29 protein-coding genes are annotated in these 26434 nt (G+C 54.1%); 15 read left to right on the plus strand and 14 right to left on the minus strand.

The window, feature by feature from the left end; all coding sequences use genetic code 11:
• The first annotated feature begins 5 nt into the window (after positions 1 to 5).
• The 3 genes from F7C38_06135 to F7C38_06145 are packed head-to-tail and all read left to right on the plus strand — an operon-like array spanning position 6 to position 2238.
• Entirely contained in the window at positions 6 to 1184 is a 1179-nt protein-coding gene (locus tag F7C38_06135; GenBank protein ID MCE4601127.1) for a thiolase domain-containing protein, read from the plus strand.
• A gap of 19 nt (positions 1185 to 1203) precedes the next feature.
• The gene (locus F7C38_06140) at positions 1204 to 1764 is read left to right on the plus strand and encodes a Zn-ribbon domain-containing OB-fold protein (protein MCE4601128.1); all 561 of its coding nucleotides are present in this window, start codon (positions 1204 to 1206) and stop codon (positions 1762 to 1764) included.
• A 6-nt stretch (positions 1765 to 1770) separates the two neighbouring features.
• On the plus strand, positions 1771 to 2238 hold the full coding sequence (locus F7C38_06145) for a Zn-ribbon domain-containing OB-fold protein (protein MCE4601129.1): 468 nt from the start codon (positions 1771 to 1773) through the stop codon (positions 2236 to 2238).
• On the opposite strand, the gene F7C38_06150 is transcribed toward F7C38_06145, so the two are convergent.
• Both F7C38_06150 and F7C38_06155 read right to left on the minus strand, forming a co-directional pair.
• Positions 2235 to 3026, minus strand: coding sequence for an SDR family oxidoreductase (locus F7C38_06150; protein MCE4601130.1), 792 nt, complete (start codon positions 3024 to 3026; stop codon positions 2235 to 2237). The genes F7C38_06145 and F7C38_06150 overlap by 4 nt on opposite strands.
• 75 nt (positions 3027 to 3101) lie before the next feature.
• Positions 3102 to 4574: an amidohydrolase gene (locus F7C38_06155; protein MCE4601131.1), complete on the minus strand. Its 1473-nt coding sequence runs from the start codon at positions 4572 to 4574 to the stop codon at positions 3102 to 3104.
• A 119-nt stretch (positions 4575 to 4693) separates the two neighbouring features.
• Here F7C38_06155 and F7C38_06160 point away from each other — a divergent pair, with 119 nt between their 5' ends.
• The 4 genes from F7C38_06160 (at position 4694) to F7C38_06175 (ending at position 8796) form a co-directional block, all read left to right on the plus strand.
• Positions 4694 to 5434, plus strand: a complete 741-nt coding sequence (locus tag F7C38_06160) for a DUF432 domain-containing protein (protein ID MCE4601132.1) — start codon at positions 4694 to 4696, stop codon at positions 5432 to 5434.
• Between the two features lie 14 nt (positions 5435 to 5448).
• On the plus strand, positions 5449 to 6306 hold the full coding sequence (locus tag F7C38_06165) for a mechanosensitive ion channel family protein (GenBank protein ID MCE4601133.1): 858 nt from the start codon (positions 5449 to 5451) through the stop codon (positions 6304 to 6306).
• An 80-nt stretch (positions 6307 to 6386) separates the two neighbouring features.
• Positions 6387 to 8561, plus strand: coding sequence for a ferrous iron transport protein B (feoB, locus tag F7C38_06170; GenBank protein ID MCE4601134.1), 2175 nt, complete (start codon positions 6387 to 6389; stop codon positions 8559 to 8561).
• Positions 8554 to 8796: a helix-turn-helix domain-containing protein gene (locus F7C38_06175; protein ID MCE4601135.1), complete on the plus strand. Its 243-nt coding sequence runs from the start codon at positions 8554 to 8556 to the stop codon at positions 8794 to 8796. The genes feoB and F7C38_06175 overlap by 8 nt, the downstream gene beginning before the upstream one ends.
• On the opposite strand, the gene F7C38_06180 is transcribed toward F7C38_06175, so the two are convergent.
• The 3 genes from F7C38_06180 to F7C38_06190 form a co-directional block, all read right to left on the minus strand.
• A complete protein-coding gene (locus F7C38_06180) occupies positions 8765 to 9184 on the minus strand; it encodes an SCP2 sterol-binding domain-containing protein (GenBank protein MCE4601136.1) in 420 nt (139 codons plus the stop codon). The genes F7C38_06175 and F7C38_06180 overlap by 32 nt on opposite strands.
• Before the next feature lie 71 nt (positions 9185 to 9255).
• On the minus strand, positions 9256 to 10416 hold the full coding sequence (locus F7C38_06185; protein ID MCE4601137.1) for an iron-containing alcohol dehydrogenase: 1161 nt from the start codon (positions 10414 to 10416) through the stop codon (positions 9256 to 9258).
• A 32-nt stretch (positions 10417 to 10448) separates the two neighbouring features.
• On the minus strand, positions 10449 to 11609 hold the full coding sequence (locus tag F7C38_06190; protein ID MCE4601138.1) for an acyl-CoA dehydrogenase family protein: 1161 nt from the start codon (positions 11607 to 11609) through the stop codon (positions 10449 to 10451).
• A 205-nt stretch (positions 11610 to 11814) separates the two neighbouring features.
• Between F7C38_06190 and F7C38_06195 the strand changes: the two genes are divergently transcribed.
• Positions 11815 to 12225 carry a translation initiation factor IF-5A gene (locus tag F7C38_06195; GenBank protein MCE4601139.1) on the plus strand — a complete coding sequence of 137 codons (411 nt, stop codon included), beginning with the start codon at positions 11815 to 11817 and terminating at the stop codon, positions 12223 to 12225.
• Here the strand turns inward: F7C38_06195 and F7C38_06200 are convergent.
• On the minus strand, positions 12222 to 12725 hold the full coding sequence (locus tag F7C38_06200; protein MCE4601140.1) for a hypothetical protein: 504 nt from the start codon (positions 12723 to 12725) through the stop codon (positions 12222 to 12224). The two genes, F7C38_06195 and F7C38_06200, sit on opposite strands and share 4 nt — an antisense overlap.
• Complete coding sequence (locus tag F7C38_06205; protein MCE4601141.1) at positions 12722 to 14047, minus strand: signal recognition particle protein Srp54; 1326 nt, start codon at positions 14045 to 14047, stop codon at positions 12722 to 12724. The genes F7C38_06200 and F7C38_06205 overlap by 4 nt, the downstream gene beginning before the upstream one ends.
• A gap of 128 nt (positions 14048 to 14175) precedes the next feature.
• Here F7C38_06205 and F7C38_06210 point away from each other — a divergent pair, with 128 nt between their 5' ends.
• Together F7C38_06210 and F7C38_06215 are read left to right on the plus strand one after the other, a co-directional pair.
• Positions 14176 to 14454: a hypothetical protein gene (locus F7C38_06210; GenBank protein MCE4601142.1), complete on the plus strand. Its 279-nt coding sequence runs from the start codon at positions 14176 to 14178 to the stop codon at positions 14452 to 14454.
• A complete protein-coding gene (locus tag F7C38_06215) occupies positions 14445 to 15050 on the plus strand; it encodes a lysine exporter LysO family protein (protein MCE4601143.1) in 606 nt (201 codons plus the stop codon). The genes F7C38_06210 and F7C38_06215 overlap by 10 nt, the downstream gene beginning before the upstream one ends.
• Before the next feature lie 34 nt (positions 15051 to 15084).
• Here F7C38_06215 and F7C38_06220 read toward each other — a convergent pair whose 3' ends face one another.
• The 4 genes from F7C38_06220 to F7C38_06235 are packed head-to-tail and all read right to left on the minus strand — an operon-like array spanning position 15085 to position 20017.
• Positions 15085 to 16395 (minus strand): TldD/PmbA family protein, encoded by a 1311-nt coding sequence (locus tag F7C38_06220; protein MCE4601144.1) that lies wholly within the window; start codon positions 16393 to 16395, stop codon positions 15085 to 15087.
• The gene (locus F7C38_06225) at positions 16392 to 17837 is read right to left on the minus strand and encodes a TldD/PmbA family protein (GenBank protein ID MCE4601145.1); all 1446 of its coding nucleotides are present in this window, start codon (positions 17835 to 17837) and stop codon (positions 16392 to 16394) included. Before F7C38_06225 ends, F7C38_06220 begins: the two co-directional genes overlap by 4 nt.
• A 55-nt stretch (positions 17838 to 17892) precedes the next feature.
• Positions 17893 to 18978 carry a histone deacetylase family protein gene (locus F7C38_06230; GenBank protein MCE4601146.1) on the minus strand — a complete coding sequence of 362 codons (1086 nt, stop codon included), beginning with the start codon at positions 18976 to 18978 and terminating at the stop codon, positions 17893 to 17895.
• 49 nt (positions 18979 to 19027) lie between these two features.
• Positions 19028 to 20017, minus strand: coding sequence for an AbrB/MazE/SpoVT family DNA-binding domain-containing protein (locus tag F7C38_06235; GenBank protein ID MCE4601147.1), 990 nt, complete (start codon positions 20015 to 20017; stop codon positions 19028 to 19030).
• A gap of 225 nt (positions 20018 to 20242) precedes the next feature.
• On the opposite strand from F7C38_06235, the gene F7C38_06240 reads away from it, so the two are divergent.
• Positions 20243 to 20743 (plus strand): hypothetical protein, encoded by a 501-nt coding sequence (locus F7C38_06240; GenBank protein ID MCE4601148.1) that lies wholly within the window; start codon positions 20243 to 20245, stop codon positions 20741 to 20743.
• Here the strand turns inward: F7C38_06240 and F7C38_06245 are convergent.
• Both F7C38_06245 and F7C38_06250 read right to left on the minus strand, forming a co-directional pair.
• On the minus strand, positions 20733 to 21320 hold the full coding sequence (locus F7C38_06245) for a hypothetical protein (protein MCE4601149.1): 588 nt from the start codon (positions 21318 to 21320) through the stop codon (positions 20733 to 20735). The genes F7C38_06240 and F7C38_06245 overlap by 11 nt on opposite strands.
• A complete protein-coding gene (locus tag F7C38_06250; protein MCE4601150.1) occupies positions 21317 to 22240 on the minus strand; it encodes a deoxyhypusine synthase in 924 nt (307 codons plus the stop codon). Before F7C38_06250 ends, F7C38_06245 begins: the two co-directional genes overlap by 4 nt.
• Positions 22241 to 22351: 111 nt before the next feature.
• Between F7C38_06250 and F7C38_06255 the strand changes: the two genes are divergently transcribed.
• Genes F7C38_06255 through F7C38_06265 form a run of 3 tightly spaced genes read left to right on the plus strand, consistent with a single transcriptional unit; the run spans position 22352 to position 25627 of the window.
• Entirely contained in the window at positions 22352 to 22780 is a 429-nt protein-coding gene (locus F7C38_06255; GenBank protein MCE4601151.1) for a hypothetical protein, read from the plus strand.
• Between the two features lie 10 nt (positions 22781 to 22790).
• On the plus strand, positions 22791 to 24221 hold the full coding sequence (locus tag F7C38_06260) for a type II/IV secretion system ATPase subunit (protein ID MCE4601152.1): 1431 nt from the start codon (positions 22791 to 22793) through the stop codon (positions 24219 to 24221).
• Entirely contained in the window at positions 24218 to 25627 is a 1410-nt protein-coding gene (locus F7C38_06265) for a hypothetical protein (GenBank protein ID MCE4601153.1), read from the plus strand. Before F7C38_06260 ends, F7C38_06265 begins: the two co-directional genes overlap by 4 nt.
• A gap of 1 nt (position 25628) precedes the next feature.
• Here F7C38_06265 and F7C38_06270 read toward each other — a convergent pair whose 3' ends face one another.
• On the minus strand, positions 25629 to 25961 hold the full coding sequence (locus F7C38_06270; protein MCE4601154.1) for a hypothetical protein: 333 nt from the start codon (positions 25959 to 25961) through the stop codon (positions 25629 to 25631).
• A gap of 240 nt (positions 25962 to 26201) precedes the next feature.
• Between F7C38_06270 and F7C38_06275 the strand changes: the two genes are divergently transcribed.
• A complete protein-coding gene (locus F7C38_06275; protein ID MCE4601155.1) occupies positions 26202 to 26375 on the plus strand; it encodes a hypothetical protein in 174 nt (57 codons plus the stop codon).
• Positions 26376 to 26434 lie beyond the last annotated feature (59 nt).

Here is a 26434-nt window from a genome sequence, read left to right on the forward strand (position 1 = left end):
TTGGTGTGAGGGCTAACTTGCATGTGAAGGATCGCGTGGCTATTGTAGGGGCTGGGATGACCCTCTTCAGGAGGAGATTCCTTGAGACTCCAAGGGAGCTGGCTTGGGATGCCGTGAAGCAGGCCCTCGACAACGCAGGGCTAACATTGAATGACATAGACTGTGTGGTGATCGGTACCGCCCCGGACGCCTTCGATGGAGTACACTTCAACGGGGAGTATCTAGCCGATGGAGCTGGAGGCTTCGGGAAGCCGGTTGACAGGATATACATCGGCGGCGGGACCGGCGTCATGGTGCCAATCTCCGCCTGGTGGCACGCCGCTAGCGGGCACTGCAACACGGTGCTGGCCGTTGCGGAGGAGAAGATGAGCCCTGCCATGCCACACCCACAGTATGTGTTCGCGTACATCTGGGACCCTATACTTGAGAGGCCGCTTGGGCCAAACCTGATATGGATATTCGCCATGGAGATGAGGAGGTACATGCACAAGTGCGGGGCGAAGAAGGAGGACATAGCCCTCGTGAGCGTTAAGAACAAGAGGAACGCCCTAGACCATCCAGCCGCCCAGGCCGCGGCTAAGATCACGGTCGAGGACGTGCTCAACAGCGAGCTACTAGTGTGGCCCGTTAACAGGCTAGATATAAGCCCGGTCAGCGACGGGGCCGTGGCGCTGGTCATAGCCAGGGAGAAGGAGGCTCGCAGGATCACGGACTCCCCCGTATGGATAGAGGGGGTTGGGTGGACGCTTGACAACACCCACTGGTACAACAGGGAGCTGGCATACCCCAGGTACGTGGAGTACGCCGCCAGGATGGCCTATAGGATGGCTGGGATAGAGAGGCCGTGGAAGGAGATAGACGTTGCAGAGCCCTACGACCCCTTCGACTACAAGGAGCTACACCACATAGAAGGGCTACAGCTGGCCAGGAGATGCGAGGCCTGGAAGCTTGTCAAGGAGGGATACTTCGACAGGGACGGAGAGCTGCCTACGAGTCCAAGCGGGGGCCTGCTAGGAGTAGGCAACCCGATAGCCGCTGCCGGCTTGATGAAGGTCGCAGAGCTATTCTGGCAGCTGCGCTATGAGGCCGGGAAGAGGCAGGTAAAGAAGCCGGTGCACAAGGGCGTCGCCCAGGCCTGGGGCGATCTAATGCAGGCTGGCACCGTGATTGTTTTAGGGAATTAGAGGATGGAGGTGGTGTGTGATGAGTGAAGGCGGGAAGAGTGGAATGCCCAGGGAACCCCTACCGGGTGTCTACCTGAAGAGGAAGGATCTGGAGGAGCTACCGGGCCTTATACGATACAAGCCTGTGGCCAAGTACATGTTCTCGGCGGGACAGGCCCAGTCCAGGTTCCTCAAGGGATTGAAGGCTGGCAAGATACTAGGGGTCAAGTGCCCGGTCTGCGGTAGAGTCTACGTGCCTCCAAGGGCGTACTGCGAGTACTGCCATGCGCCCACCTCAGAGTGGGTGGAGCTGCCTGGCACTGGCGAGATACATACCGCCGTGGTGAGTTATATAGCGACTGATAGGAGCCGGCTTGAAGAGCCCGAGATCGTGGGCGTAATAAAACTAGACGCGCCCGGCTACAGAGACGGCCAATACGAGTTCGCGGGAATGTTCCACAGGATATGCGGTGTCACGCCGGAGCAGGTGATGGATGGATCAGCGATAGGATTGAGGGTGAAGCCTAGGTGGAAGCCCCCGGAGGAGAGGACTGGCTCGGTTAACGACATCGAGTGCTTCGAGCCCGTGGAGGAGGGGTGATGGGCTGTGAGCTGGGATAAGAGGGCTCTGCCGGGAGACGTTATACACTATCCCGGCAAGCAGGAGACCGAGTACTACCTCTACACGCCCGGCATACACGGGAGGGAGATGGCCGAGTTCCTGAAGCGGGGCAAGGTGCCAGGCATGCTGTGCGGCGATCAACTCCTCCTACCGCCTAAGACCTTCTGCCCCGACGCGGAGCTGAGCAAGGGCGATGTAATAGAGGTTACCGGTCCCTTCACTGTAGCCCTGGTAACGGTGGTCTACGAGGACTTCTACGGGAACAAGCTTGAAGAGCCACAGGTGCTGGGCTTGATAACGGTTCCAGGCGCGGTCGGAGGCTATCTTGGCGTGATCAACGCTGACCCCGACAGCGTGTACCCTGGCATGAAGGTCAGGCCGGTCTTCAAGAAAGAAGAGGAGAGGACCGGGGCCATCACAGACATCATGTACTGGGAGCCAGTTGAAGACTAGTGAATACTAGAGTGGAGGCCGCCGCTCACCGGGACCAACGCGCCTGTAATGTAGGACGCCCTGCGCGAAGCCAGGAAGGCCACCGCCCATCCAATATCCAAGGGGTCCCCAAGCCTCCCGAGAGGGACCCCCCTAGCCATTTTTGCTAGCTCTTCCTCAACCGAGGAGCCCAGCTCCCTGGACCTCATGCCAGCTACAGCCCGTAGCCTGTCAGTCTCTATATAACCCGGGACTATGGCGTTTACCCTGATCCCTGAGGGGCCTAGCTCTCTAGCCAGGAGTATCGTCATCGCGTGTAGGCCGGGGCGGAGCACGCTACTAGTAGCTATCTCGGGTAGGGGCTCCCAAGCCGCTATACTAGTTACGAATGTTATGGAGGGGTTCTCGGATTTTTCAAGGTAGGGGTAGGCGGTGGAAACTGCCTCGATAGCGGCCTCTATCAGCAGCCTGTAGCTGAGTCTCCAAGCCTTCATCTCCACGGCGAGGAATCTGCCTCCTGGCACGGGTGGCGGGACGTAGACGAGCGAGTCCAGGCCCCCGAGGAGCCCTGCCGCCTCCTCGACGAACCTTGCAGCCTCTCCCTCCTTCGACAGGTCAGCCGCTACCCCGTAAACCTCCCCCTTATCCTTCAAGGACTCCAGAGCCTTTTCAACCCCCTCAGGCTCTCTACCGTTTATAACCACCTTGGCCCCACAGGAGGCCAGTGCAGTGGCTATACCCCTGCCTATACCCTTGGTAGACGCCGTTACTGCCGCTCTCAAGCCTGTAAGCGATAAATCACAGTCCAAGGACTCCACCCTATTCTACCTCATCGAGGTATTCGCGGTTAGTGTAGATTGCCGAGTACGGTTCTTTAAGGTTAACTATAGCCCGCTTACCGGGGGTTGAGCTGTTGGAGGGACCCTCACCCAGTAGACCCGGCTTATCCTGGAGGAGGCCGGATCAGTGCTTGTCCATATGAGGCTCGCTGGAGCGCCAGCCTCCACTTTTCCAAGCATCGCCACCGGACCCCCGGAGGCCTGGGCGCTGCCGATTGTATAGTAGCGTATGGAGTCCCTTTGGCTTAGGGCCTCCTCGGGCCTGCAAGCCCTCTGCCTGCACTCTGACATTGCAGCCTTTATGGTGGCTAGAGGGTCTATAGGCTCGATAGGGGCGTCGGTTGAGAATGCAAGGTTGACTCCGGCTCCGGCCATAGTCTTGAACGGGTATGCCCATTCCATCCTATCGCCTCCTATTCTATCCTCTATCCACCAGTCGGAGACCCTGAAGTGGGGTTGAACCACGACGTGGACCCCTAGCCCAGCGAGCTCGTGGATCTGGCTTCTCCTCGCTATGCTTGCATGCTCGACTCTACCCGAGGCTCCGGGCTGTAGCTCGCTGTAGGCTTCTATCACCTCGTCGAGTGCCGCGTCTCCTATGGCGTGGACTGCTATCCTGAGACCCCTCTCTAGAACTCTCCCCCCTATATCGACTATCTCCCTGCTGGTCAGCAGCCTTATGCCCCGGTTCCCGGGGTCGTCGCTGTAGTCCCTGGAGAGGTATGCGGTTCTAGCACCTAGGCTCCCGTCTGCAAACTCCTTCACGCCAGCCACCGCTGCCTGCAGCGAGCCCTTTAGGACTGCTATCGAGTCTGCGAGGTCCCGGGTCCTGGGATAGCATGCTACCCTAAGTGGTGGCATTTCTCCCCTGTCCTCTAGGGCCTTTAGAGCTCTCGCCTCGGAGAGCGGGCATGACATGCTGGATACTCCGCCTATCCCGTGGGAGTATGCCTCTTCTAGCCCAGTCTTGACTAGGTCGACTACGTCTACTAGGTTGAGGAGCTGGTTTACCACATGCTCGACGGCATCCTCATATACTATGCCTCGCTCCCTATCGACCAGGTCCGGATACTTCTCGTGGACTCGCGTCATTTCTAGAGCCCTGGTGTTGACTACCGCCAGGTGGCCGCATACTCTAACGGCGACGGCCGGCCTGTCATCGATGTACTGGTCTAGGATCCTCCTGGTTGGTAGGGTCCCTCTATCGGTGAAGGATTCCTGGTCCCAGCCCCTCCCATAGGCCAGGGGGCCCTGGGCTCTTGCCAGCTGTCTCGCCACGTCCTCAGGGCTCCTGGCATTCGAGAGGTCCACCCCATTCTTCAACAATCCTATCCAGGTCAAGTGGAGGTGGGCGTCTACGAACGAGGGAAGCACGTAGCCCTCTACCACGATATCTCTCGCGTAGGAGGCCCTTCTATTTACTCCCCTGATGTACCCGTCCTCGACTAGTAGCACGTCTCCAACATAGTCCATGCTTCCATCGTATACGCCGAGGGACACGATATTATACGCCGGCAAGAGCAGCACACCATGCTTAACGTGACTATACACCTGTAATTTAGGCTAGCACCTAGAGGGTCCACCACCATATTTTACTCTCCAACACACAACGCCTTCAACTAAACGGGGCTAGCGGCGTGGAGAAGGGGCTAATGCTGAAGGTGCCGTGGCGGATAATGGCGGGAGAAGAGATCCGCCTCGGCGATATCAAGATCAAGCGAAGCAGTGACGGCGACCTCGAGGCTTGCGACAGGTATGGATGCGTATCGGCGAGGGTCCCTCCGGAGCGGCCTGTGCACGCGGTCCCGATACCAGCAATCTATAGGGTGCTCTCGGCGACCCCCTACATCTACGTCGACTTCGATAAGAGGATACTGATCGAGGAGGGCGAGGACTACTGGACGCTAGCACCCATAGAGATAGAAGTGTATGCAGGGGAGCTAGCCCTGGTCAGGCTCGCGCCCTCTAAAGTGAAGCACACACTGATAGGCGATGTGGTAGAGGGGACCCTCGCCCGCTACTACAAGGCAAGCGCAGTATTCGACGAGGAAGACCTTGAGTACCAGGAGGGCACCGCGATCGTCCGCTTCATAGTGAGGGGGTCGAGCGTGCTATTGCCTGGAGTGGGCTTCAACGCTTCTGGAGCAGACTTCTACGTCGACGACGAGGGGAGACTCTATTATCCACAGCTAGAGGTGGCAGTCCAGGGTAATGTGGCGGTGACCAGGAGGTTCGAGGTGCCCCCCAAGAACGGGCTTAGACCCGTCCGCTTCGAGCCCTACCGCATAAGGAGGATGCATATACCGGTCGGCTTCACCTACACGCTACCCTTCACGATGAAGGTCGACGTCGTCAAGAGGTATCTACCGCAGCCCTAGGAGGTGTATGGTCAATGGCTAGCAGCGCCCTAGCGTCCCTGGAGTCGCTTGAGCAGACTATCGTGACGAACGCGGGCAAGGTGCTGGTGGCGCTAGCGATACTGGTGGCCGGGATCCTCTTCGCGGTGCTGGTCAAGCTGGTGATAAAGAGGAGCCTCTACCAGAGGCTACCAGCACACGTCTATAAGCCCCTGGAATCCGCGGTCTACTACTCGCTCCTGATACTCGCTGGGGTGGCCGCCCTCACGCCTTTCGGCATAAGCCTTAGCTCCCTGGTTATAGCGGGTGGCTTCGCCGGCATCGTGGTCGGCCTCGCCACCCAGAGCACTCTCAGCAACCTCGTCAGCGGTATCATGATACTTATAGAGCAGCCATTGAAGATAGGGGATCCCGTCACGATATCGAATTATTCCGGGATCATAACAGGGATCAACGTCTTCTCCACCCTCCTGAGAACCTGGGACGGGCCGATCGTCAGGATACCTAACAACGAGGTATTCAACAGTATAATCACGAACTACTCGCGCATGAAGGCTAGGAGGGTCGAGTTCGCCATAGGAGTACACTATGAGTCCGATATAGACCACGTCGTCAGCACCCTGAAGAAGTTCATGGAAGAACACCCACTATGCCTAGTTAACCCGGGGCCGGAAGTCTTCGTAGACAAATACGGCGACAGCAGTATAGTATTCAAGATGAGATGCTGGACTCCAACCCAGGCCTGGTTCGCAACCAAGATAGAGCTACAGACCAGGCTGAAGAAAGTACTGGAAGAGGCTGGGATAAAGATACCCTACCCACAGCTAGACGTGCACTTCATAGACGAGCTACGCGTTAGGCTAGGTGAGCCGCGAAGAGAAGGGAAAGACTAGAAGGAACTTCTAACAAGCACTCTTTCACGAAGTATATAGCCCCACACCTATAGCCTCCACGCCGTCATACTAGATGGTGGATGAAGGAAGTGCACAGCCACCACGCGGCGACAAGAGAGTCGGGAGCTATAAGCGAGTTAAAGGACTGCGACAGGATAGTAGTCCTAGTCGGAGCTCCCAACGCCGGTAAAAGCGTCCTGTTCAACACGCTCACGGGAAGATCATCCACCGTAGCAAACTGGCCTGGAGTAACAGTTGACCTACATATAGGCAGGCTAGAGGCAGACGGGAAGCGTATATGTATCGTGGACGCCCCAGGGGCATATGGCCTGGTGCCGACAAGCCCCGAGGAGAACGTTACACTCGAAGCCCTACTCAAGCTTAAACCCGACGTCATAATAGCACTGCTAGACTCCACGAATCCGGAGGGGAGCCTTAACCTTATAGTCCAGCTCATCGAAATGGCTCCCCACAAGACGATTATCGCTTTAACCAAGCACGCGCTCAGCCACACGCTAGGCATACACATTGACGTCGAGCAACTGAGTAAAGCCCTTGGCGTGCCTATTGTAGTCACGTCGGCTCTGGAGGGAGAGGGTCTAAACCTACTATACGACTACATCACCGGCGAGTCTGGGTGGAGCTCGAAGCCTCTCCTCATAGACTATGGATTACTAGAGGATGAGATAGGAAGGCTGGCTTCCAACCCGGGAGTAAGAGAGGTGGCCGCTCGGTTCGACGTCTCTCCCAGATGGATCGCCGTGCAACTTCTAAATAGAAACGAGGCGCTCGCATACATAATAGAAGAGTTCGGCTATAACGATGTGCTCGAAGAAGCGGGCAGAATCTACGAGAGTGCTGAGAAGAAGGTCTCCCTGCAACCGGAGCTCTACCTAGCAGAGAGGAGGCTTAAGTTCGTAGAGGATCTAGCCTCTAGTGTCATCGTTAAGAGAAAGCCAGCGGGCGGCTACTGGCAGAAGCTCGCCGACGTACTACTGCACCCTCTCTATGGGCCTATTGCCAGCTTCCTTGGGCTCTTCGCGACCTTTGGGGCGGTATTCTCTCTAAACACGGGCTTTCCCCTAAACATGATCTTCAGGTACATGGGGTGGGAGGGTGCTGCTAGAGCTCTGGAGGAGTACAACCTCTCTAGCCTGCTGGAGTCCCTGTTCGCGCGTCTATCCGGTGTTGTTGGAGAGCACCTATCCCAGCCTTGGGCGGGCCTCATCGGAGACGGTATAATAGGTGGAGTCGGGTTCGTGTTGAGCTTCCTCCCGCTAGTTATGCTTGTCTACCTCTCACTGGGTATATTGGAGGATTCCGGTATAGCTACTCGAATGGCGATAAGCTTCCATCCCCTATTCTATAGGTTTGGGCTCTCCGGTCGCAGCGTTTTCCCGCTCCTACTGGGCATGGGTTGCAACGTCCCAGCCGAGTACGCTACCAGGGGGTTGCCCGAGGATGAACGGTTCCGAGCAGCTTTCGCCGTCCCCTTCATACCGTGCCAGGCCAGGCTTGCGGTCATAATAGCGATAACCAGCGTTTTGATACACAGCGTTCTCATCCAGACTATAGCTGTCTCTATTGTATACGTTGAGGCATTAATCGCGGCACTGATGACGGCCTGGATAGCCTCCAGATTCATCCAGAAACGCATCTATATGAAGAAGAGAATACCCTACGAAGCAAAGCCCGAACTCATAATGGAGCTACCCCCCGTTCATAGACCCCACTGGAAAGTCATATGGTGGTATGTCCGCGACAACACAGCCCACTTCATAAAGAAGGCCGGAACCATAATCTTCCTATTGGCAATCGTGACCTGGGGACTACTCTCCTACGGTCCAACCGGCTACACTGAGGACCCTGCGCTCAGCTATGGCGGGATAATAGGAGAGAGAGTGGGCGACCTCATGAGGCTAATCGGCGTGGGCGAGGACAGAGACCAGGTGCTCGGACTAGCACTGGTGGATGGGCTTATAGCTAAGGAGGGTGTTTTGACCGCTATCGCCATCACTCTGGGCTATAGCGAGGAGACTAGTCAAGTCGCTGTTGAGAAACTCGGCCTCTCAGTACCCCAGGCGGTGGGCTTCCTGGTAATGATAACACTGTACTTCCCCTGCATAGCGACCCTGGCGGCCATGAGGAGCATTGTGAAATCGTGGAGACTAGTGGCACTCTACGCTATCTACTCTATACTAATAGCTATCCTATTCGCTACTATAACGTATCACGTGGTGGAGATGCTTGTCTAGCACGATAGTAGAGTTCCTGGAAAAGGCTAGAGCTGGAAAAAGCGTTGAGCAGATAGCCCGGGAACTCGGCATCCCCCTCTCCAGGGCTAGGCTACTGGCTTCAACACTAGCCGGGAGCGGCCTCATCAAGCCCCTCGGAGATACCGGTGCTAGCTCCACCTGTGGGGACTGCTCCGTGTGCCCGCTTCGACGCTTCTGCGGGTTCACTCCACTCCGACGCGCTGAGCGGTCTTAACCATCTCAAGCGCAGCTATAGGGTACCTCATGATCACCGAGTAGTTACCCTTCTCGACCACTAGCTTCCTCCTCAGTATGGCGGTTAGCGGGTTGATCTTCCCGGATATAATGTCTAGCCAGTCGTTGTACGTGGCTGACAGGATGAAGGGCGCGTCCGCCTGGCTAGCGTCATCGTACCACTCTACTCCCTCGCACTTGCCATTGTTCAGCTTAAGTATGAAGCCTGGCTTCTTCCCTTCGAACTCCTTATCGAGTTCCTCGGGGAGCTTTGATATCTTGAAGAGTATCGGCCACACCCATCCTTTGCCGCTCCTCTCGTAGTTCGGGTTGTTGTTGAGCTCGCGGCAGTAGGCTTCTGCCCACTCCTTGCTAGGAAAACGGGGCATGGCTCTGCACCGTTACCCTTTATGTGTTGAGAGGCGATATATTTCGGTTTGCCCGGATGGATTAATGCAGCCTAGTAGAGCGACTCCAGTAGCTCCCTGAGCTCCTCGGGCGCCGGTATTAGTCTTGCGTACGCGATAGATGGATCGTGATAGGCTTCCTCCACGACCAGGTCTATCACCTCCTCGAACCTGGACCTTTCCACGCCATAGTCTCTTATCCTGTGCTTGAACCCGACCTCCTTGTAGAACGCTAGTATGTGATCATATAGTGTATCTCGCGGCTCTAGGCCGTAGACGGATTCCAGGATTGTCTTAACCATTTCATACTTCCTCTTCGAATATTCATCTTTATAGTTGTACTTGACTACCGCAGGGATCACTATACCAACCATAGTCCCGTGGTGTATCCTTAGCTTAGCGCCCAAGGGATGCGCTATGGCGTGGATCAAGCCTAGACCCCCATTCGTAAATGCCATCCCAGCCATTGTAGCCGCCATGTGTATCTCAGCCATGCGGTCTATCTCGCCCTCCAGCGCCTCCTTTAGTCCAGTCATTATAACCGGGACCACTTTCTCAGCCAACGCGTCTGTGAAGGGATTAGCCTGGTTAGCCACTAGGGCTTCCAGCGCGTGTCCCAGCGCGTCGAGCGCCGCCCCTACTATAATGCTCCTCGGCGCTGATTGAGGCAGTCTTGGGTCTAGGATAGTGGCGTAGGGTATTATATCGTAGCTGGCTACATCTATCTTCTCTCTACCCCGTTCCCCCACCTTAGTCAACACTATGCCGAAACTCGCATCGCTCCCCGTGCCAGCGGTCGTAGGCATCGCGACAAGTATGGGCTTCTCAAACTCTATCCGGAGCGGGTTAAAGGGAGCGATATCCTCTATACTGGTATCGGGCCGGAGAAACCTTATCTTCCCGGCCTTCGCCGCGTCTATGACGCTCCCGCCCCCAACGGCTAATAGGAGGTCTGGATCAACCCTTCGGATAGCATTAGCCACCTCGTCTGCCACATCCAGACTGGGCTCTGGATCGACCTCGACGTAGACCTCGACCTCTAAGCCGTTTGAAGCCAGTGTGTTCATCATCGCGTCGAACCAGTCTAGACTCCTTATGACCTTGTCGGTAACCACTAGTATCTTGGAGGCGTCCAGGTCGCTTGCGAGGGCTACTAGGGCCTCGGCCGAGCCCTCGTTCCAGATTATCCTCCTCGGGAGTACTATCACTGCCATCTAGGCACCGCCCGGGTTCCCTGACTCCGGGGCTATGCTTTGGGTGCACGGACCTTTCCAAGCAACGCCTTTACGATGACCATTCTCTGGACTTCATTGGTGCCGTCGCCTATCTCGATCATCTTTATATCCCTGTAGTGTCTCTCGATCGTGCTCTCCTTGCTGTAGCCTATACCCCCCATGACCTGCATGGCCATCCGGACCAGGTCTACGCCCCATTTCGCCGCTGCTAGCTTGGCCATGCTACTCCACATGGGATAGTCCGGCTCGTTTCGATCGACTTTAACCGCTGCCGTGTATATGAGCTGGCGAGAAGCCTCTAGTAGTACCTTCATCTCCGCTATCATGTGCTGGACCATCTGGTGCTCTATCAATGCCTTCCCCATGGATGTCCTCTGCTTGCTGTACTCCAGTGCCTCCTCGAAGGCTGCTTGCATTATGCCTAGCCCTGTTGAGGCCGTGATTATCCTGCCCTCGTTGAGCCCGTCCATGATTATCTTAAAGCCCTTGTTAACCTCTCCGACCATGTTCTCCTTCGGGACGCGGCAATCCTCGAAGACCACCTCGCTAGTCCCGCTCCCCCTGTAACCCATCATCTCAAGCTTCGAGACCTCGATACAGTCGCTCTTGTCAACAACAAACACAGACACGCCCCTGTGCCTGTCCTCGGGCTTCCCAGTACGGGCGGCCACCAGGAAGAATGTCGCATATGGAGCATTCGTGATGAAGACCTTCCTGCCGTTTATAACCCATTCATCCCCGTCCAGGACGGCCCTCGTCGTTATCGAGGCTGCATCGGTGCCGCAGCACGGCTCTGTCAGCGCGAAGGCACCTAGCTCCCCATTCGCCAGGCGGGTTAGGTATCTTTCCTTTATCTCGTCGCTTGCATAGTGAACTAGCGGATACGCCACCATCGTGCCGGAGACTGTAGCCATTATAGCTACGGCGCTAGAGTATCTTGCCAGCTCCTCTACGACCACAGCGCTCTCCAGCGTAGAGAGGCCAGGCCCCCCATACTCCTCCGGCACACGTAGCGCGAAGTAGCCCATCTCGGCGACAGCCTTAATAATATCGTCGGGGACCACGTTGGACTCGTCAATCTTCTTAGCGATTCCCGCCAGGTACTTCTCCCCGAACTCCCTCACACTACTGCGTAGAAGCCTGATCTCCTCCGAGTCAAATAGACTTGTCAAGGCCCTCTAACACCTCTAGAATAACCATATAAGCCGTTAGCCTAGGCAAGATAAAAACTTGAAGTAGGCTAAGCGTACTAATAGGGCTATGAGGGGGAACCCGGGAACCGACTAGACGGATGGAGACTGCTCAAGAGCGCCGAGCCCCAACCCTGTGATTGCTTATAAGTGAAAGCACGTCTACTCCGATATGCGGGTGTAGTGTATGAGCGTGAACTACGCTAGCCTAGGTGAGTTGAAGAAGGGTAGCTACATAGTGATCGACGGTGAGCCCTGCAGGATAGTCGAGATCACGAGGGCCAAGACCGGGAAACACGGAAGCGCCAAGGCCCACGTAGTGGCTATAGGAGTCTTCTCAGGCCAGAAGAAAACCCTTGTTGCCCCAGTCGATACAAGAGTCCAGGTGCCTGTTATAGAGAAGAGGATTGGACAGGTAATTGCCGACATGGGAGACATGATCCAGGTCATGGATATGGAGACTTTCGATACCTTCGAAGTAGAGAAGCCAGGCGAGGACTCGAACCTAGCTGGTAGACTAGAGCCAGGCGTGACTGTCGAGTATTGGCTGATAATGGGTAGGCCGAAGATAATACGCATCAGGGAGAAGCAGGCCTAACAGGGACCCAGGCCGGATTCGATGCGATCCAAGATAATATTCACGAGGACAGCAGACCTCCAAACACCCCATGCCGGAACACTATAAACACTACGCGCCCTAACAGGGCATTCCACCGCCTCATCCTCGCCCTCCAAGTAGCAGAAGATCCTCTCTCCGGCTAATCCATCGCGGCGTAGACTTTCTCCACCCGCCCCTACTCTATGGACTATAAGAGCCGCTTCTCCCGGAACCTGTATATTATCTAGCAGTATCGCGCCGAGCTTCTTGCCCTTCAATACAGCTCTGACCCAGCCCTCGCTTGTATCGGCATCAGGTCTTAGGTGGCGTAGCTTGTCGCCGGATGCAATTATCCATTTACCATCTAGCCTGGTCACCGAGACCGTGTTCTTTCTTATGCCGTTGCTTATGAGGAGCGACATCGCTAGGAACCTGGATGCTTCCCTAATGTTACGCGGTTTAGGGTATATGTGTACCCGGCTGTAGCCTTCCCAGTTCATGTTAGCCCCAGCCTTCTCAGGAGCCTTCTGTCCCGTTTCAGCTTCTTCATCATTAGCTTGAGGTTCTTATAGTATACGAGTAGCTCCTTGACATCGTCCATTGTGGTCCCTGATCCAAATGCGATACGCCTCATGCGGCTCCTATCTATTATCTCAGGTTTATCGAGCTCTTCATAGGTCATACTCTCAATTATGGCCAGCCACTTCTTTATCTTCTCCTCCCCAAGCCTAGCCGTCTCCTCGTTTAGCTGGGCCATCAAGCCGAATCCGGGGAGCATCTGTAGGACCTTCGATAGAGGCCCCATCTTCCTCATGCTCTTCAACTGCCTATAGACTACGCGCATGTTAATCCTGCCCTTGAAGATGTCCTCCATGGCCTCTTCAAGCTCCTTGGCCTCCTCCAGTCCCCTCAACTTCTCCAATAGCGCCTCAAGGTCTCCTAGGCCGAGGACTCTCCCAACAAACATCGCCGGCCTAAAGGGTTCCAGTTCATCGATCTTCTCGCCAGTCCCGATGAACTTTACCGTGGCCCCGGTAGCGGCCGCGGCGGACAATACGCCGCCTCCCCTCGCGGTCCCATCGAGCTTCGTAACGATCAATGAGCCTATGGGAGTTGATTCGTGAAACCTCCTTGCCAGGTCATACGCCTTCTGGCCTATAGCCGCGTCGAGGACGAGTATCACCTCGTCCGGCTTAATAGCCTCGGCTATCTCTCTCATCTCCCGGAGAAGCCCTTCTTCATCGCCGAAACCATGCCTCCCAGCCGTATCTACTATAATTATCTCAGCCCCCCGCTCCAGGGCATGCTCGATTCCCCTCTTCGCTATCTCGGCCGGGTCGCCTCTATCCTCTCCATAGAATATGGCTCCGGCCTGGTCCGCCAGCGTCTTTAGCTGGTCCAAGGCGCCGGGCCTGTAGGTGTCCGTGGATACTAATGCGACACGGTATCCGCGCCTGGTATAGTAGTAGGCTAGCTTCCCAGCTGTGGTTGTTTTTCCACTACCCTGGACTCCGACGAGTAGTATGATCCAGGGGGTTTTTGGTGGAGTCACCTTTGGCTGCTTGTCGCCTCCGAAGAGCTTGGCTAGCTCTTCGTAGACTATCTTGATGAACCATTCCCTCCTGCTTGCTCCGGGCGGGGGCTTCTCCTTTGAAGCCCTCTCTTTGATCTTCTTCGTGAGCTGGAAGACTAGCTTCACGTTGACATCGGCCTTTATCAGCTCCTTCTGTAAATCCTTTATGAACTCCTGGACAGCCTTCTCATAAGTCCCCCCGCCTTTAAGGAACTTGGCGACAGCCTTCCTTACACCATCAAGCACCAATCCCTACATCCCCGCCGGAGTAGAGGGTCCTTCCACGAGGCACCCACGCATTTACTATCTCGTAGGACGTTTATAGGTTAAGCTGGTAGCAGGTTCTGAAGGATGGACGATGGAGGTCGGCTAGGAAGATGATGCTAGTCGTACTACTGATTGCTGGAATCGTGAGCGGCTACCTGCTATCTACCCTGGGGTATAGGGACCTGGCTGGTAGAGCTGAGAAGGCGATGTCCGTGACAGTATATGGGATAGTACTCCTCGTCGGGCTAGAGGCAGGCCGTCTAGTAACTAGTATGGGTTTCCTTCTACCCAGGCTTGCCATAGAGACCCTAGTATACCTTATGTTGCCAGCCGCGGCTAGCCTCCTCGCGGCGACTATCCTCTGGAAGGCTGGTCTGCTATGCAAGTAAAACACTCCCATTACCTAGTAGGTGTCGTATTCTCGCTAGTGGCGGGTCTCGTACTGGGAGCAACGAGTATAGTAGAGCCTAGCGAATACCTTGTAAAGCTCCTACTCTATATCCTCGTACTCTCAGCCGGCTTCGCTATTGGAGGAATGTGGAGCGAGAAGGGCCTGCCAAGCGGTAGAGAGGCTCTATCCGGCATAGCGCTCGGCTTGAGCGTCATGGCGGCTGGAGGGTTTGCAGGCTATGCGACATCGCTGGCGTTGAACGAGGACCCGAGGCTTGCCACGGTTATAGGCTTGGTTTCAGGCTGGTACAGTCTTGCCGGGCCGCTGATAGCGTTGCATGACCCTGTCCTCGGACTCGTCGCCTTCCTAGCAAACCTTCTCCGCGAGATACTCCATATATCGATATACCCGGTCTTAGCGGCGCGTGGATGGTCCTGCCGGGGGGTTTCAATAGGGGGAGCGACAACCATGGACACGGGGCTGCCAGTCGTGGTTAAGTTCGGCGGGCCCAGCGCCGCGTTGCTTGCACTCGGCCAGGGAGCCGTTATAACTATGCTAGCCCCCATGGCGTCATCATTCCTGGTCAATGGCTAGGGTGGACCACGGCCTGCTGGAGCCCGGGAGGCCCTTATTCACTCGTTATGCCTGCCTTGGATACTAGTATATGTGGTAGTAGACTTGGCGTTGCAACCTCCCACCATTCGATGGGCCATCTCGTCGTGCCTACACCCTCAATGTTTAATAGTAACTCTCTCATCGAGCCGGTTATCCTAACCCTATTGCTGCATCCAACGGGCTTACCCCTTTTCACCACGAACAATGCGTCCCTTGTCACAGTCGAGAAGAGGCCTTCAGTATAGTTTTGGAACCTGGTGTACCAGTTGTTGGTAGCATACACACCGTCTCCGAGGACTTCTAGCATCTCCGCATCCTTCATGTCGCCCGGCTCGATCTCTAAGTTAAAGGGCCTAGGCCATAGTAGGCCCGCGTTACCGGTAGTCTCGCCTCCCAATAGCTTTGCCGTCTTGGAATTATGTAGCAACGTCTTCAAGACGCCGCGCTCAATGATGTACTTGTCCCTAGTCTCTACGGCCTCCTCGTCGAACAACGTGTACCCGGGTAGATCCTTGTTGAGGGGCCTATCCAGGAGCGACAGCTTCTCGCTTGCAACACCACCGCCCACCTCGTCATTGCGGAAGAAGCTCATGCCAAATATCACTGCGGCCCCGGAAGCCGCCCTCACTGTAGCCTCCATGAGGTTGCCGACCACCATTGGAGACAGTAGGACGCGGTGAACCCCGGTCTCTAGCTTCACTTTGGGGAGCTTGCCGCACTCCTTGGCGAGGTTCTCTGCGGTGGATATAGCCTTCTTGGCTAGATTCGGGTCGTAGCGTGTCGAAGTCCAGCTCCACTGTCCACTCGTGTCGTCCGCTACGAAGACCCTCATATAGCCGTTGAAGTGGGTCCTCTCTCCCTCCAGCATGCCCCCGTTACTCGTCTCAAGCGCTGTCCTCTCCAGGCTTACTGTGATCATGCCAGCGGCATTGCCTAGGGCTTCCAGCTCTAGGTCCTCTATGAGCGTGGATAGATCGCTGGACCCTGCCATTTCGATTATTTTCTCGTCGACGTTGCTGAATGGTTTACCGGTGGGTTCTGGTAGTGGGGCGTAGAGTGGGGATGGCTGTAGTTTATCTATTATATCGATAGACCTCTTGACAGCCTCTTCTGGAGCCGTGAATTTGAAGCTGGAGATTAGGATCTTGTTGTTCTTAGCGGCGTATAGCGATACCGTGTATTCCCTCCACGACTGGATGATGCTGGGCTCTCCGTTGGCTAGTTTCAGCATTGAGGAGGTGTTCTCGTTTACGATTACTATGTACTCGGGCACTCTGCCTTTTACGACTCTGACTATATCCTCGACTATTTCGACCGGGTTCATATTATCCTCACCCCCCTAAGCCTTACATGGGGACCCCCAAACCATACCGGGACCCCTTGTCCAGGCTCTCCCTTGCCACATGTTCCAGCCTGGAACTCCAGGTCCCTGCCAGCGGCATCTACACCGGAGTAGAACTCCTTGCTGTTTACCTCCAGGGCTGGATTCTTAACGGGCCTCCCTATCCTTCCATCTACTATCTCGTAGGCCTCAAACCCCACGTACCTGGCGATCCACCTGTAGTCGTCTATGTTCCACTCCATGTACTTCTTTATGTAGACGCCATGCTTGACATCCTCCACCAGCTCCTCGAACGAATAGTCCCCGGGGGCAAAGTACGTGTTAGCCATCCTCACTATGGGTTCAGCCCACCATTCCTTGGCCCTCGCAGCAGCGTTGCTCTTCGTATCCATGGCATAGGCCGTCTCGCGGTTGTGGAGATACTCTTCTAGAACCCCGTTTCTAATAAGGTACCTTGGCCTGGCTGGGACTCCCTCGTCGTCGTAGAGGTAGAATCCATAGCTACCCGGGATAGTAGGGTCGTCAATGACCGTTGCATACTCGCTACCTATAACCTCGCCCGGCTTCATCCTCCTCCTGTAACTCAGCCCCGCTTGGGCGGCTTCCCTCCCCATCACCCTGTCAGCTTCGCTGGGATGGCCCGCTGACTCGTGGACCGCGAGGCCCACGACTTCCGGGCCCAGTACCACGTCCATCCTGCCCTTTGGAGGCTTGCCGGCCTTGGTCAAGTAGAGTTTGAGACTTGCCAGGTCATCCTCTATGGATTCCTTCAGTTTCAGGTCCCTCACTAGCTCTAACCCGCCTACTCCGCCGAGCTGGTTCCATCTATTAGCCCTCTCGCCAGAGTATTGCGTAGTTAGCGAGTAGAACATGCCCACCCTTGGTATACGCGACTCGACAAGCGCCCCATCGCTAGTTACCAGGATCTTATCCTCGAACTCATAGCTGAACCCGATGAGCACGTTCTTGACCTCAACCCCGATGTCCAGGTTTATCGACTTGTATATCTCCTGTATGACGCTTATCTTGTCCCAGTCCTCAATGCCATCCAGCGGCTTTACCTGAGACGCCTCATACCTAGCCCTTCCAAGCCTCTCTTCAGATAATCCTATCCTGCTACCACCCATCGCCGCGGCAGACCTGGCGCCCTTAACCGCTTTAGCAGCAGCCTCTAGTACGTGATCCCGCCGGAGGGAGTCGGTGGACGAGAACCCGAGGCCCCCATTGTATAATGCCCTAACCGCCACGCCTGTAGAGTCAGTGTAGCTTGTCCCGATCAGCATGCCATTCATTAAGACGAAGGAGAACCCCCTTATACTATGATAGCGGGCCTCTGCATAGCTTGCTCCATCAGCCAGGGCCCTGTCAACTGCTTCATAGAGCAGTGATCTATCAAACGAGCCAATCGAGGTCGGGTGTGCCAAGATCGAACACCACTCGGTTTACAATATATCGGTACAGGTTACTTAAAAGTTAGTATTACCCACGCCGACCCTCCAGTTCCTCCCTCAACCTCTCCATCCAATACCGGAATCGTTCCCACTGCCATTTTCCGGAGGCTGTTACCGGCTCCCCAAGACTATGGCCTCTGGTCACCCCGGCGACGAAGGCAGGCAGACCCTCCCTCAACCCGGCCTCATACCCACCCTCCAGGACTATCGCCACAGAGGCGTCGAGGCGCCCCACGAGGCCCCCGATTAGACTGTATGTGTATCTCGTTGCCTTCATACCAGCGTAGTCCCCCTGGTAGGCGTCGAACCCGGCTGAGACCACTAGGTAGTCGGGATCATAATCCCGGATTAGATCGAACGCGTAGGTTACCGCCTCCTGGTAGATGTCGTCCCCTGATCCGGGTGGCACGATTAAATTGATCTTCGTGCCCCTGACGCCACCGCTCTGCCATGGGAATCCGGTTCCAGGGTATATGGTTGACGGATCCTGATGTATGTCTATGTGGACGATGCCATCATTCCATAGGATGTCTTGAGTCCCGTTACCATGGTGTAGGTCAAAGTCCAGTACGGCAACCCGCCCCTTCTCGCTGAGCATCTTGGAGACCAGTGCGGACGTGTTGAAAATGCAGAATCCGAGGGTAGGGGCGCCTAGGGCCCTCCCCCTTCTACCTGCATGGTGGCCTGGCGGCCTTCCCAGGATAAACGCGTCTCGGCCAGCTAGGAGGAGTTCTACGGTCTCTGTGGCAGCGCCGGCTAGTCTCTCTAGAGCGGTTATGGTTCCCTTGACAACGTATGTATCGGCGTCGATCCATGCCGGCTCGAAGGCTCTTTCAGCAGCGTCGTACACCAGGTTTATGTAGTGTTCGTCGTGGACCATCGAGTACCTCTCTTTTGCATCCTCTGGCTCCGGCTCTCTCCATGTAATGCCTCCTACGGCTTTCAGGGAAGCGGTGGCTAGTGCTAGCCTCTCAGGGTTTTCGGGGTGGTATATGGGGGTTGGGTCGTGTAGGAGGAAGTCCTGGTGGTATAGTATTATTAGAGGGCGGCCTCCGCGATGCGGAGTGCCTTCATAGCCCCCTGTGCGGGCTCCTTTATCGGGGTTCCACTGCATTGCCGCCCTCCTGTCTAAAGATACTATTCATGTGGGGATTTAGATGTGGCTAGGCTTCGTTGAACTTTGTTATGAGTGCGTGGCATAGTATTACGTTCTCGGCTATATCGATTATCCTGGCTATATCGATTATTTTTGCTAGTAGGTATGCGAAGGCTGGGCTGTCTTCCTCGATCACCTCCTTGAGGTTCCCCTCCAAGTCTAGTATGCTCCGGACCTTCCAGTAGGATTCCTCTGCTTTCTTGACGCTTGGGGGTTCGAGGCTGAGGACCACTGTTGAGACTGCGACTTCTAGTACCTGGAGTAGGAACGCTAGCCTCTCCTTTTCGTTCTTGCTGAGATGGTCTATCATGTACAGGAGGTCTACTCCGAACTTGTACACGGACTCGTTCACGATGCCTATTAGGTTGGTTGCGCTTACCATGTATCTTGCCTGCTTGTCTTCGAGGATGTCTATCGACTTCAAACTATTTGCGGTACGTAGGAGTAGGTAGTTGGTGCTTAGGAGGTTACTGTACTCGATGTCCAGGTCCTCCTTGGTTAGGTCTACCTTGCCCTGTAGGAAGCCTGAGAGCCTGTTTAGTACACGGCTTATACTTCTGCCGTACTCCATTAGTAGGTTTAAGAGGTCGTGGTCCTTCTCGCCGAGGTCTATGTCTATTAGATGTTTCTCTACCAGTGATATCCTCGTTCCAGGTAGTAGATCCTCCATTTTGCTTAGACGCTCTATTATGTGCTCCTTTATATTTTTACTTGACTTGAATTTTATACTGTCGAAGCCGAAGACGTACGTGCATAGGGTTATACGGGAGGAGTGTTTCTCCACGCTGAAGTGGGACAGGTTGAATTCCAGGCTGATTTTCACGGAGGCGTTCTCGGGGGTTATGATGAGTTTATCTCCACTATCATAGATATGGAGCATGTCCCCTACCTTTACCTTGTTCCTCCTGGCCCATTCCTTGGGTAGGGTAACTATTAGGGATGAGGCTCCGAGCCTCTGGATCTTTCGCTTGAGCGACCCGCCATTTTGGCCTGGCAAGATGCTTGCACCTATATTTCCATATAACAACTTGTTTAGCCTCCCTTATAACTGTACTAGGCTACTTAAGGATAGCGTTGGTTTATGTATGTACGTATTACCCCCATAAATAAATATATAATGTTATATTTTGGTTTTTGCTCCCGCCACGATAACCGAGACATATATAAACCCTTGATCTCACGATAATATAATAGTGAGGCTCAACCAAGAGGTGAATGAGTAATGTTTGAGAACAGGAGCTGGAAGCTAGTCCTAAGGAGAACAGCCAGGGGACCGGTAATACAGTTCAGAAGCAGCACCCCGCAGACACGCGAGTCAACAATGATACGCATGGGCGGGCGGATGGCTGAAGAGATATTCAAAACCATGGTAGAAGTACTGAAGAAGTACGAGTACACGACCGAGGAGGGAGGAGACGAGAAGAGATACAAGTACTATAGGCTGAAACCCGAGATAGGCCCCGTCGTAGGCGGGTTCATCGTACTGATAAGGAGGAGTAGGAAGCCGCAGGAGTGGATCCCCTACTTCGAGGGATTCATAAAGCAGGACCCATACAAGGGGGCTCATAAGCTCCTCACACACGCCCTAGCAACAGCACTAGACCTGAGCCAGGACTACCCGCCGCCAGAGAGGGTTAGAATGCAGCTACATCCAAAGGTGTTAGATAGCGTCAGTGCCGGGTTCAAGGTAATAATCAAGAAGCTCTGGGGCATCAAAAAGTAGTATCAAAACATCTTTTAAACAACTCCACGAACACTCTCCTACAATCTTTTCTAGGGAAAACCATGACTCCATCTACACCTGTAATGACTATAGAGTTACTATTGGCTAGGCAGTAGCCCGTCACGGCAGCTATAAACGCGTCATTAGTATCAGATTTAGGGATCTCAAGGGACAAGTCGAGTATTAATCGCGTCGACCCCGGGTGGGTCTCTATCGGCAGAGAGGCGGATTCCTCGTGAAGCCATAGGAGAGAGAGGCCGAGCCTCGTAAGAGCTCTCATCCCCTTTAAGGATCCAGGGAGTAGCCGCACTCCCAGGGTTTTGATTGCTTTACGCTCGACCCTTCTAAATCCCTTGTAGGGGAGGGCTAGGGGTGCGTCAATTACTACTAGTGTAGGAGGGCCGGGGCCTGATAACACATCGTATAGCTGGCCTACTCCATGCGTGCATCGCACAATTCTACTATCCTCTAACTCTAGGCGGAAGTATCCGGTTGTACCGCTTGGCGATGGGTCGAGTCCTAGTATCGTTGCCTTCTCCTTCCGTGTGTATGAGGGGAGTAGCTTGCTGATATTCATGTAGACTCTATCAAGGCCGAGGCTAGTATCGGGAGTACTATCGTCGCATCCGCATATACCACTGTCTTCTTGGCATCCGGTTTCAGCTTTCCCCAAGATACTGCCTCCCTCGGCCGGGCACCGCTCAGGCTCCCATCGTATTCCGGGGCAGTTGTGATATAGACTACGTAGTCTAAGCCTCCCCTGAATTGACTCCACCATATAGCGTGGTGTTTACTGATTCCCCCACCTATTATCAGTGCTGTAGCCTTTCCTTTACCCGGAAAGAATAGGTCCGAGAGCGTCTTCATGTCTAGCATATAATCCACTTGAATCCCCCTGCCCGCTTGCTTCTCCATGAATAATGCCGTGCCGAAGGCACCATCTGGCCAGCCGGGCACGAATACCTTGGCCTTGCTCTCATGGGCTGCTTTCAAGATACTATTATCGTCATCTATCATCTGGCCGGCCAGATCAAGTAGCTCGTAGAGACTCCATTGTTCCCTTAGGCTTCTAGCTCTCGCAACTAGCTCTCTGACGAATTCCTCTACCACGGGTCCATAGTTCTCTACAGGTATGAAGATGTTTCCAAGCCTGTGCACCCCCTTCTTTGCTAAGAGGGAGTCGTCGGCCTCGAAATAGCCCTTGTAATAGTCTCTTCTACTCCTAGCTATGTCGTGGTCTAGGGTTCCTGCAGTGGTGAAAACAACATTGAAGATTCCGTTTCTAATTAACTGGGCGAATATACCGCGTAGCCCTGTCGAGACCAGGTTCGCCGTAAACGTGAGTATACGTAGACCGGAATTCTCTAAACCCTCCTTTAGTATGTTGACAGCCTCCACTATGTGACCAGCCATAAATCCGTGTATGCGAGAGTACCATTCTAAGAGGTCCCTGACGCTAGCCCCTGGCTCGACCTTGACATCCTCGATGGGCTCCATCGGGCTGGCACCCCTGCAGAGTCTATGGGTTTATAAATAATTAAATGATCAAACACCAATCACCCCCTCAAGCCATTCTAGACTAATCGATGAAGCGCCATGAGAAGGGGCATGAGTAGGAAGAGGAGGGGACTCTCACCCCTGATAGCGTCTGTGTTGCTGATAAGTGCCACCGTACTAGGAGGAGTGCTAGTCTACCAATACTTCCAGAGCAGTCTATCCAACGTGAAGACACTCTCACAAGACGTCATGGTGACCGCTAACGCCATCGTGCTCAACGAGAACGCGACGATTGTGAAAGTCTCAGTCACAAACCAGTACAGTTACCCGATAACCCTTACAGGCGTGTTCCTATTAGACTCGGACGGGAACAGTATCCCGGCGACACCACTAGGATCGACCACCATAAACATACCCATTGAGCCCGGCGACAAGACCACTGTGCTCATGAAGACCACCAAGAACCCGGCTTTCGTATACGTTATCTACAAGGCCGACGGCGAAACTCATCGCTCAGAGCCGGTTCCCATAAACAAGTAGGGGGTAGCAATTGAACCCCCTCCAAAAATTTTTTCAAAAAATAAGTAGAAGCCAGGTTTCCTCGAAACATTCACCGCCACGTGAACCCCTAGGAGAGGATGCAATCGCGATCCCCCCTTCCAGCCTCAGAATACACTACCGCCACGGCCCCGTAGAGTACTATGTATATAGCGATGACGAGGGTTTTCCACGCCTCAAAATAGTTGAGCCTAAAGAACCCCCTGCTGATAGAATAGCCGAGATAATAGCTGGCTTGGAGGAGCCAGCAAACGAGGTGGAAACCTACTATGCTAGGAAGAAGACCAGTGGCTACGGGAAGCTATATCCGCTGGTAATCGACGATAACATAGAGGAGATAGCAGTCGATGGTCCTGGAAGACATGTCAGCGTAATCCATAGACTTATACCGGGTTACTGGATTGACGTCGACCTAACGCTGGGCGAGGCAGACCTTGACTCTATAGCAATACAATTAGCTAGGAAAGCGGGGAGAATCGTAAGCCTAGCAACACCATACGCGGAAGGCATAACCACAGACGGGCATAGGATCGCTGTTACCATAGGCAGGGAAATAACGAGGCACGGCACAACCATAGTGCTGAGGAAGTATCCCGACAAGCCCCTAACAATAGTCGACCTATTAGCCACGCGAGTCATAACCCCACTAGCCGCAGCCTACCTCTGGATCCTAATAGAAGCGCACAGCTTCATAATGATAATAGGAGGCATGGGGGCTGGCAAGACGACGTTGCTACAGGCACTATCCGGGCTGATACCACCACATCATAGAATTGTGACTATCGAGGATACACCCGAGATACGACTCTACCACAGACACTGGGATTCTCTTGTGACGAGGCCCCGGATACCAGGTGAAGAGATCGAAGATATCGGCTTAGAGGATCTGCTTAGATTCGCCCTGCGGAGGAGAGCGGATCACGTCATAGTGGGTGAGGTCAGAGGGCGGGAGGCAAGGCTACTGGCTCAGGCAGCCGCTAGCGGCCACGGTAGTATAACGACATTCCACGCCGATTCAGCGGAGGCTGCGATATTGAGACTTAGACTGGATCCAATTAATCTGCCGCCCTTGTTCCTTAAGATAATAACGTCGTTCGTCCATGTACGTAGAATCCCAGTCTTAGGGGGAGGCTTCCTGAGACGTGTAACTAGTATAGTCGAGATCCAAGACGACGAACTAACCCCTGTGTTCGAGTGGAATCCCAGTATCGATAAGATACTGCCCGATAAGGCCTCTGAGGTGGTGGAGAGGAGTGAAGCTCTGAGGAACGCGTGGATCAACCTAGGCCTACCTTCTGGTTCTCTAGAGGCGGAGCTCGATGAAAGGGCTAGATTCCTTGAGGAACGCATTAACCTGCCCCGGGAAACCTTCATGGCGAGCTTGGCCAAGTTCTATGCGGAGAAGTATGGTGTTACCTCTTGATAGCTGGTATAATTAATATTATCAAGAGAGGTATCGAAAGTGTTGCGAGAGACCGTGTAAGTGTCGAGGAGTTCGGCCCGACTATGACTACTAGGCTACGCTATACTACCAGGTATCTACTAGTAGCGTCGATGGCGATATCGGCTGCGTCGCCTATATCTTTCGTGGTCAGCTATCCTTTCAACCTCATACTACCACTAGTACCTATATTATTAATAATTTTTATATATACAATGCCTAGGCTGTGGAAGCTCGCTCTAGCTACAGGCATAGACAGAGAGATACCATCGCTTCTAGCATACGCATTACCCTACTCGGCAGGACCAAAGTATTTGGCTGATGTACTGGCCAATGCACCGCCAAGATATTTTCCATGGTTCCGTTGGGAGGCCGAACGCTTGAGATTCTTCAACAACTCGGGCCTAGATCCTATATCCTCTCTGAAGAGGCTCTCTGAAACCACGCCCTCCAGGAGCCTCCGCGATATAATAACCGACTATATACACTCTCACGAGCTCGGCTCTCCGAGGAGTCAAGCTACATTAAAACTCCTGGAAAAAGCCGTGTCTGAAACCCGGAGCCAGTGGAGATCCTATGTCGAGCTTGGGAGAGGGATTATAGAAGCACTTGTGGCGTTTGTAATAGCGATTGTAGCTATAGCCCCCTTAAGCATATTGTCCTCAGGCGTGACCCCGGGAGTAGTCCTCATACCAGCGATCCTCTCTCCACTAGCCACCATAATACTGACCCTCATGAGGCCTGGAATAGGAGACCTAGAGCTCGGTCTCCAATACATCACCCTAGCCCTTACCACAGCACTAGCATCAGGCCTATCATACTACCTCGCGGGAGCCATACCAGCCCTCGTAATACTCCTAGCAGGCTTAACCCTACTCGAACTAGTGTACACTAGATACAAGGAGGTGGAAAGGACGGCTATAAACGTGCTCAGAGAAGTCGCGGTTAGCGCTAGATACGGTAGATTCATAGAGGAAGACCTAGCCAAGGCCAAACCCGTGGCTACGAGGGCTATAGGAGCCCTGTTATCCGCGCTTGCATATGCCGGCAAGCTAGGCATCGGCGAAGCTGTTTCCAACATTTTAAGGATAATAGAGGAAGCGAGAGAAGCGGTAGCGTCTGTACGCGGTCAAGGCCTCGTGATGGCCGCTATAGCGACTGTGGTTTCCGCCGTGGCAGTCTATATTGTAAAGGCTATAGGGGGGCTGGCGTCGGGCGCACAGCAGTTTGGCGTTGATGCCAGCCTAGTTGAGGTCTTGGAGAAGAGTATAGTGGCCCTATCGCCACTAACGCCAATACCGGCAACAATACTGTGGAGAGGTAGGATTCCCTCGCTAATACCATCAGCTATATCATTTATATTATGTATAATAGTATCTAGAATGTAGTTTATGTTAGCGTAGATACACTCCTAGCCTCGTAATAAGCCACAATCCCATAGCCGTCAACGATCGCCACAACAGGAATAAACCCGTCTCTAACAGACAACCGGCTCCACTCGGACAAATAACCGAAGGACGTCGGGGTCCCCTCGCTCAACACCAGCACCTCATAGTCTCTAGCCCCGCCCCGCGAGACTATCAACGTCCTCGGCCTAACTCCCTGGCGAACCCTCCTACCTCGACGCCTCAAATCATAATAAACAATGAAGTAATCAATATCCCCTATAAGATCCGAGACAAGCCTAAGACCACCAAGCCAACCCTGCCCATAACCCTGCACCTCTAGCCTACCACGCACCAACTGATACGCTGCTTCAAGAACATTAACCTCGTTATCACCGCGTAAGGCGCCAGCACTCCTCAATTGATTACAGAAACGCGTACTGACACACTCCGATATAACCACCCTCCCCTGCTCGACACGAGCTAACGCGTCCACGACTCCACTCCGATCCTACCTGGAGTTCCTAAGAGATTTATTTTAGGAAGCCGCCAAGACGAGCAGGGGGTGGATAAAGGAATGGAGCTCCCGAAGGAGGTATTGGATAAGCTGAGCCAGAAGCTAGCTGCAGAGTCGAAGAAGACCCTAGAAAGAGCCGAGGAGAAGCTTGAGAAGAAGTACAATGAATTCGTGAATGAGATAAAGAAGAAGGGTGATGATTTAGTCAGAGAGTTCTCCTCGAAACTCGCATAAACACCTAGTATTCAGGGATAATTAGGAAACAGGCCTTCAACCATAGGGTTTATGACCTA

Origin of the sequence: Candidatus Thermodiscus eudorianus (assembly GCA_015521085.1) — an archaeon.
Taxonomy (GTDB): Archaea; Thermoproteota; Thermoprotei_A; order Sulfolobales; family Acidilobaceae; genus Thermodiscus; species Thermodiscus eudorianus.

Coding starts and splice junctions, on each gene's coding strand:
- F7C38_06210 (MCE4601142.1), top strand. CDS start 14,176: ATGATGCTAGTCGTACTACTGATTGCTGGAATCGTGAGCGGCTACCTG.
- F7C38_06220 (MCE4601144.1), bottom strand. CDS start 16,395: ATGAACCCGGTCGAAATAGTCGAGGATATAGTCAGAGTCGTAAAAGGC.
- F7C38_06195 (MCE4601139.1), top strand. CDS start 11,815: ATGAGCGTGAACTACGCTAGCCTAGGTGAGTTGAAGAAGGGTAGCTAC.
- F7C38_06240 (MCE4601148.1), top strand. CDS start 20,243: ATGTTTGAGAACAGGAGCTGGAAGCTAGTCCTAAGGAGAACAGCCAGG.
- F7C38_06215 (MCE4601143.1), top strand. CDS start 14,445: ATGCAAGTAAAACACTCCCATTACCTAGTAGGTGTCGTATTCTCGCTA.
- F7C38_06255 (MCE4601151.1), top strand. CDS start 22,352: ATGAGTAGGAAGAGGAGGGGACTCTCACCCCTGATAGCGTCTGTGTTG.
- feoB (MCE4601134.1), top strand. CDS start 6,387: ATGAAGGAAGTGCACAGCCACCACGCGGCGACAAGAGAGTCGGGAGCT.
- F7C38_06200 (MCE4601140.1), bottom strand. CDS start 12,725: ATGAACTGGGAAGGCTACAGCCGGGTACACATATACCCTAAACCGCGT.
- F7C38_06230 (MCE4601146.1), bottom strand. CDS start 18,978: ATGCAGTGGAACCCCGATAAAGGAGCCCGCACAGGGGGCTATGAAGGC.
- F7C38_06185 (MCE4601137.1), bottom strand. CDS start 10,416: ATGGCAGTGATAGTACTCCCGAGGAGGATAATCTGGAACGAGGGCTCG.
- F7C38_06275 (MCE4601155.1), top strand. CDS start 26,202: ATGGAGCTCCCGAAGGAGGTATTGGATAAGCTGAGCCAGAAGCTAGCT.
- F7C38_06250 (MCE4601150.1), bottom strand. CDS start 22,240: ATGGAGCCCATCGAGGATGTCAAGGTCGAGCCAGGGGCTAGCGTCAGG.
- F7C38_06245 (MCE4601149.1), bottom strand. CDS start 21,320: ATGAATATCAGCAAGCTACTCCCCTCATACACACGGAAGGAGAAGGCA.
- F7C38_06165 (MCE4601133.1), top strand. CDS start 5,449: ATGGCTAGCAGCGCCCTAGCGTCCCTGGAGTCGCTTGAGCAGACTATC.
- F7C38_06140 (MCE4601128.1), top strand. CDS start 1,204: ATGAGTGAAGGCGGGAAGAGTGGAATGCCCAGGGAACCCCTACCGGGT.
- F7C38_06180 (MCE4601136.1), bottom strand. CDS start 9,184: ATGCCCCGTTTTCCTAGCAAGGAGTGGGCAGAAGCCTACTGCCGCGAG.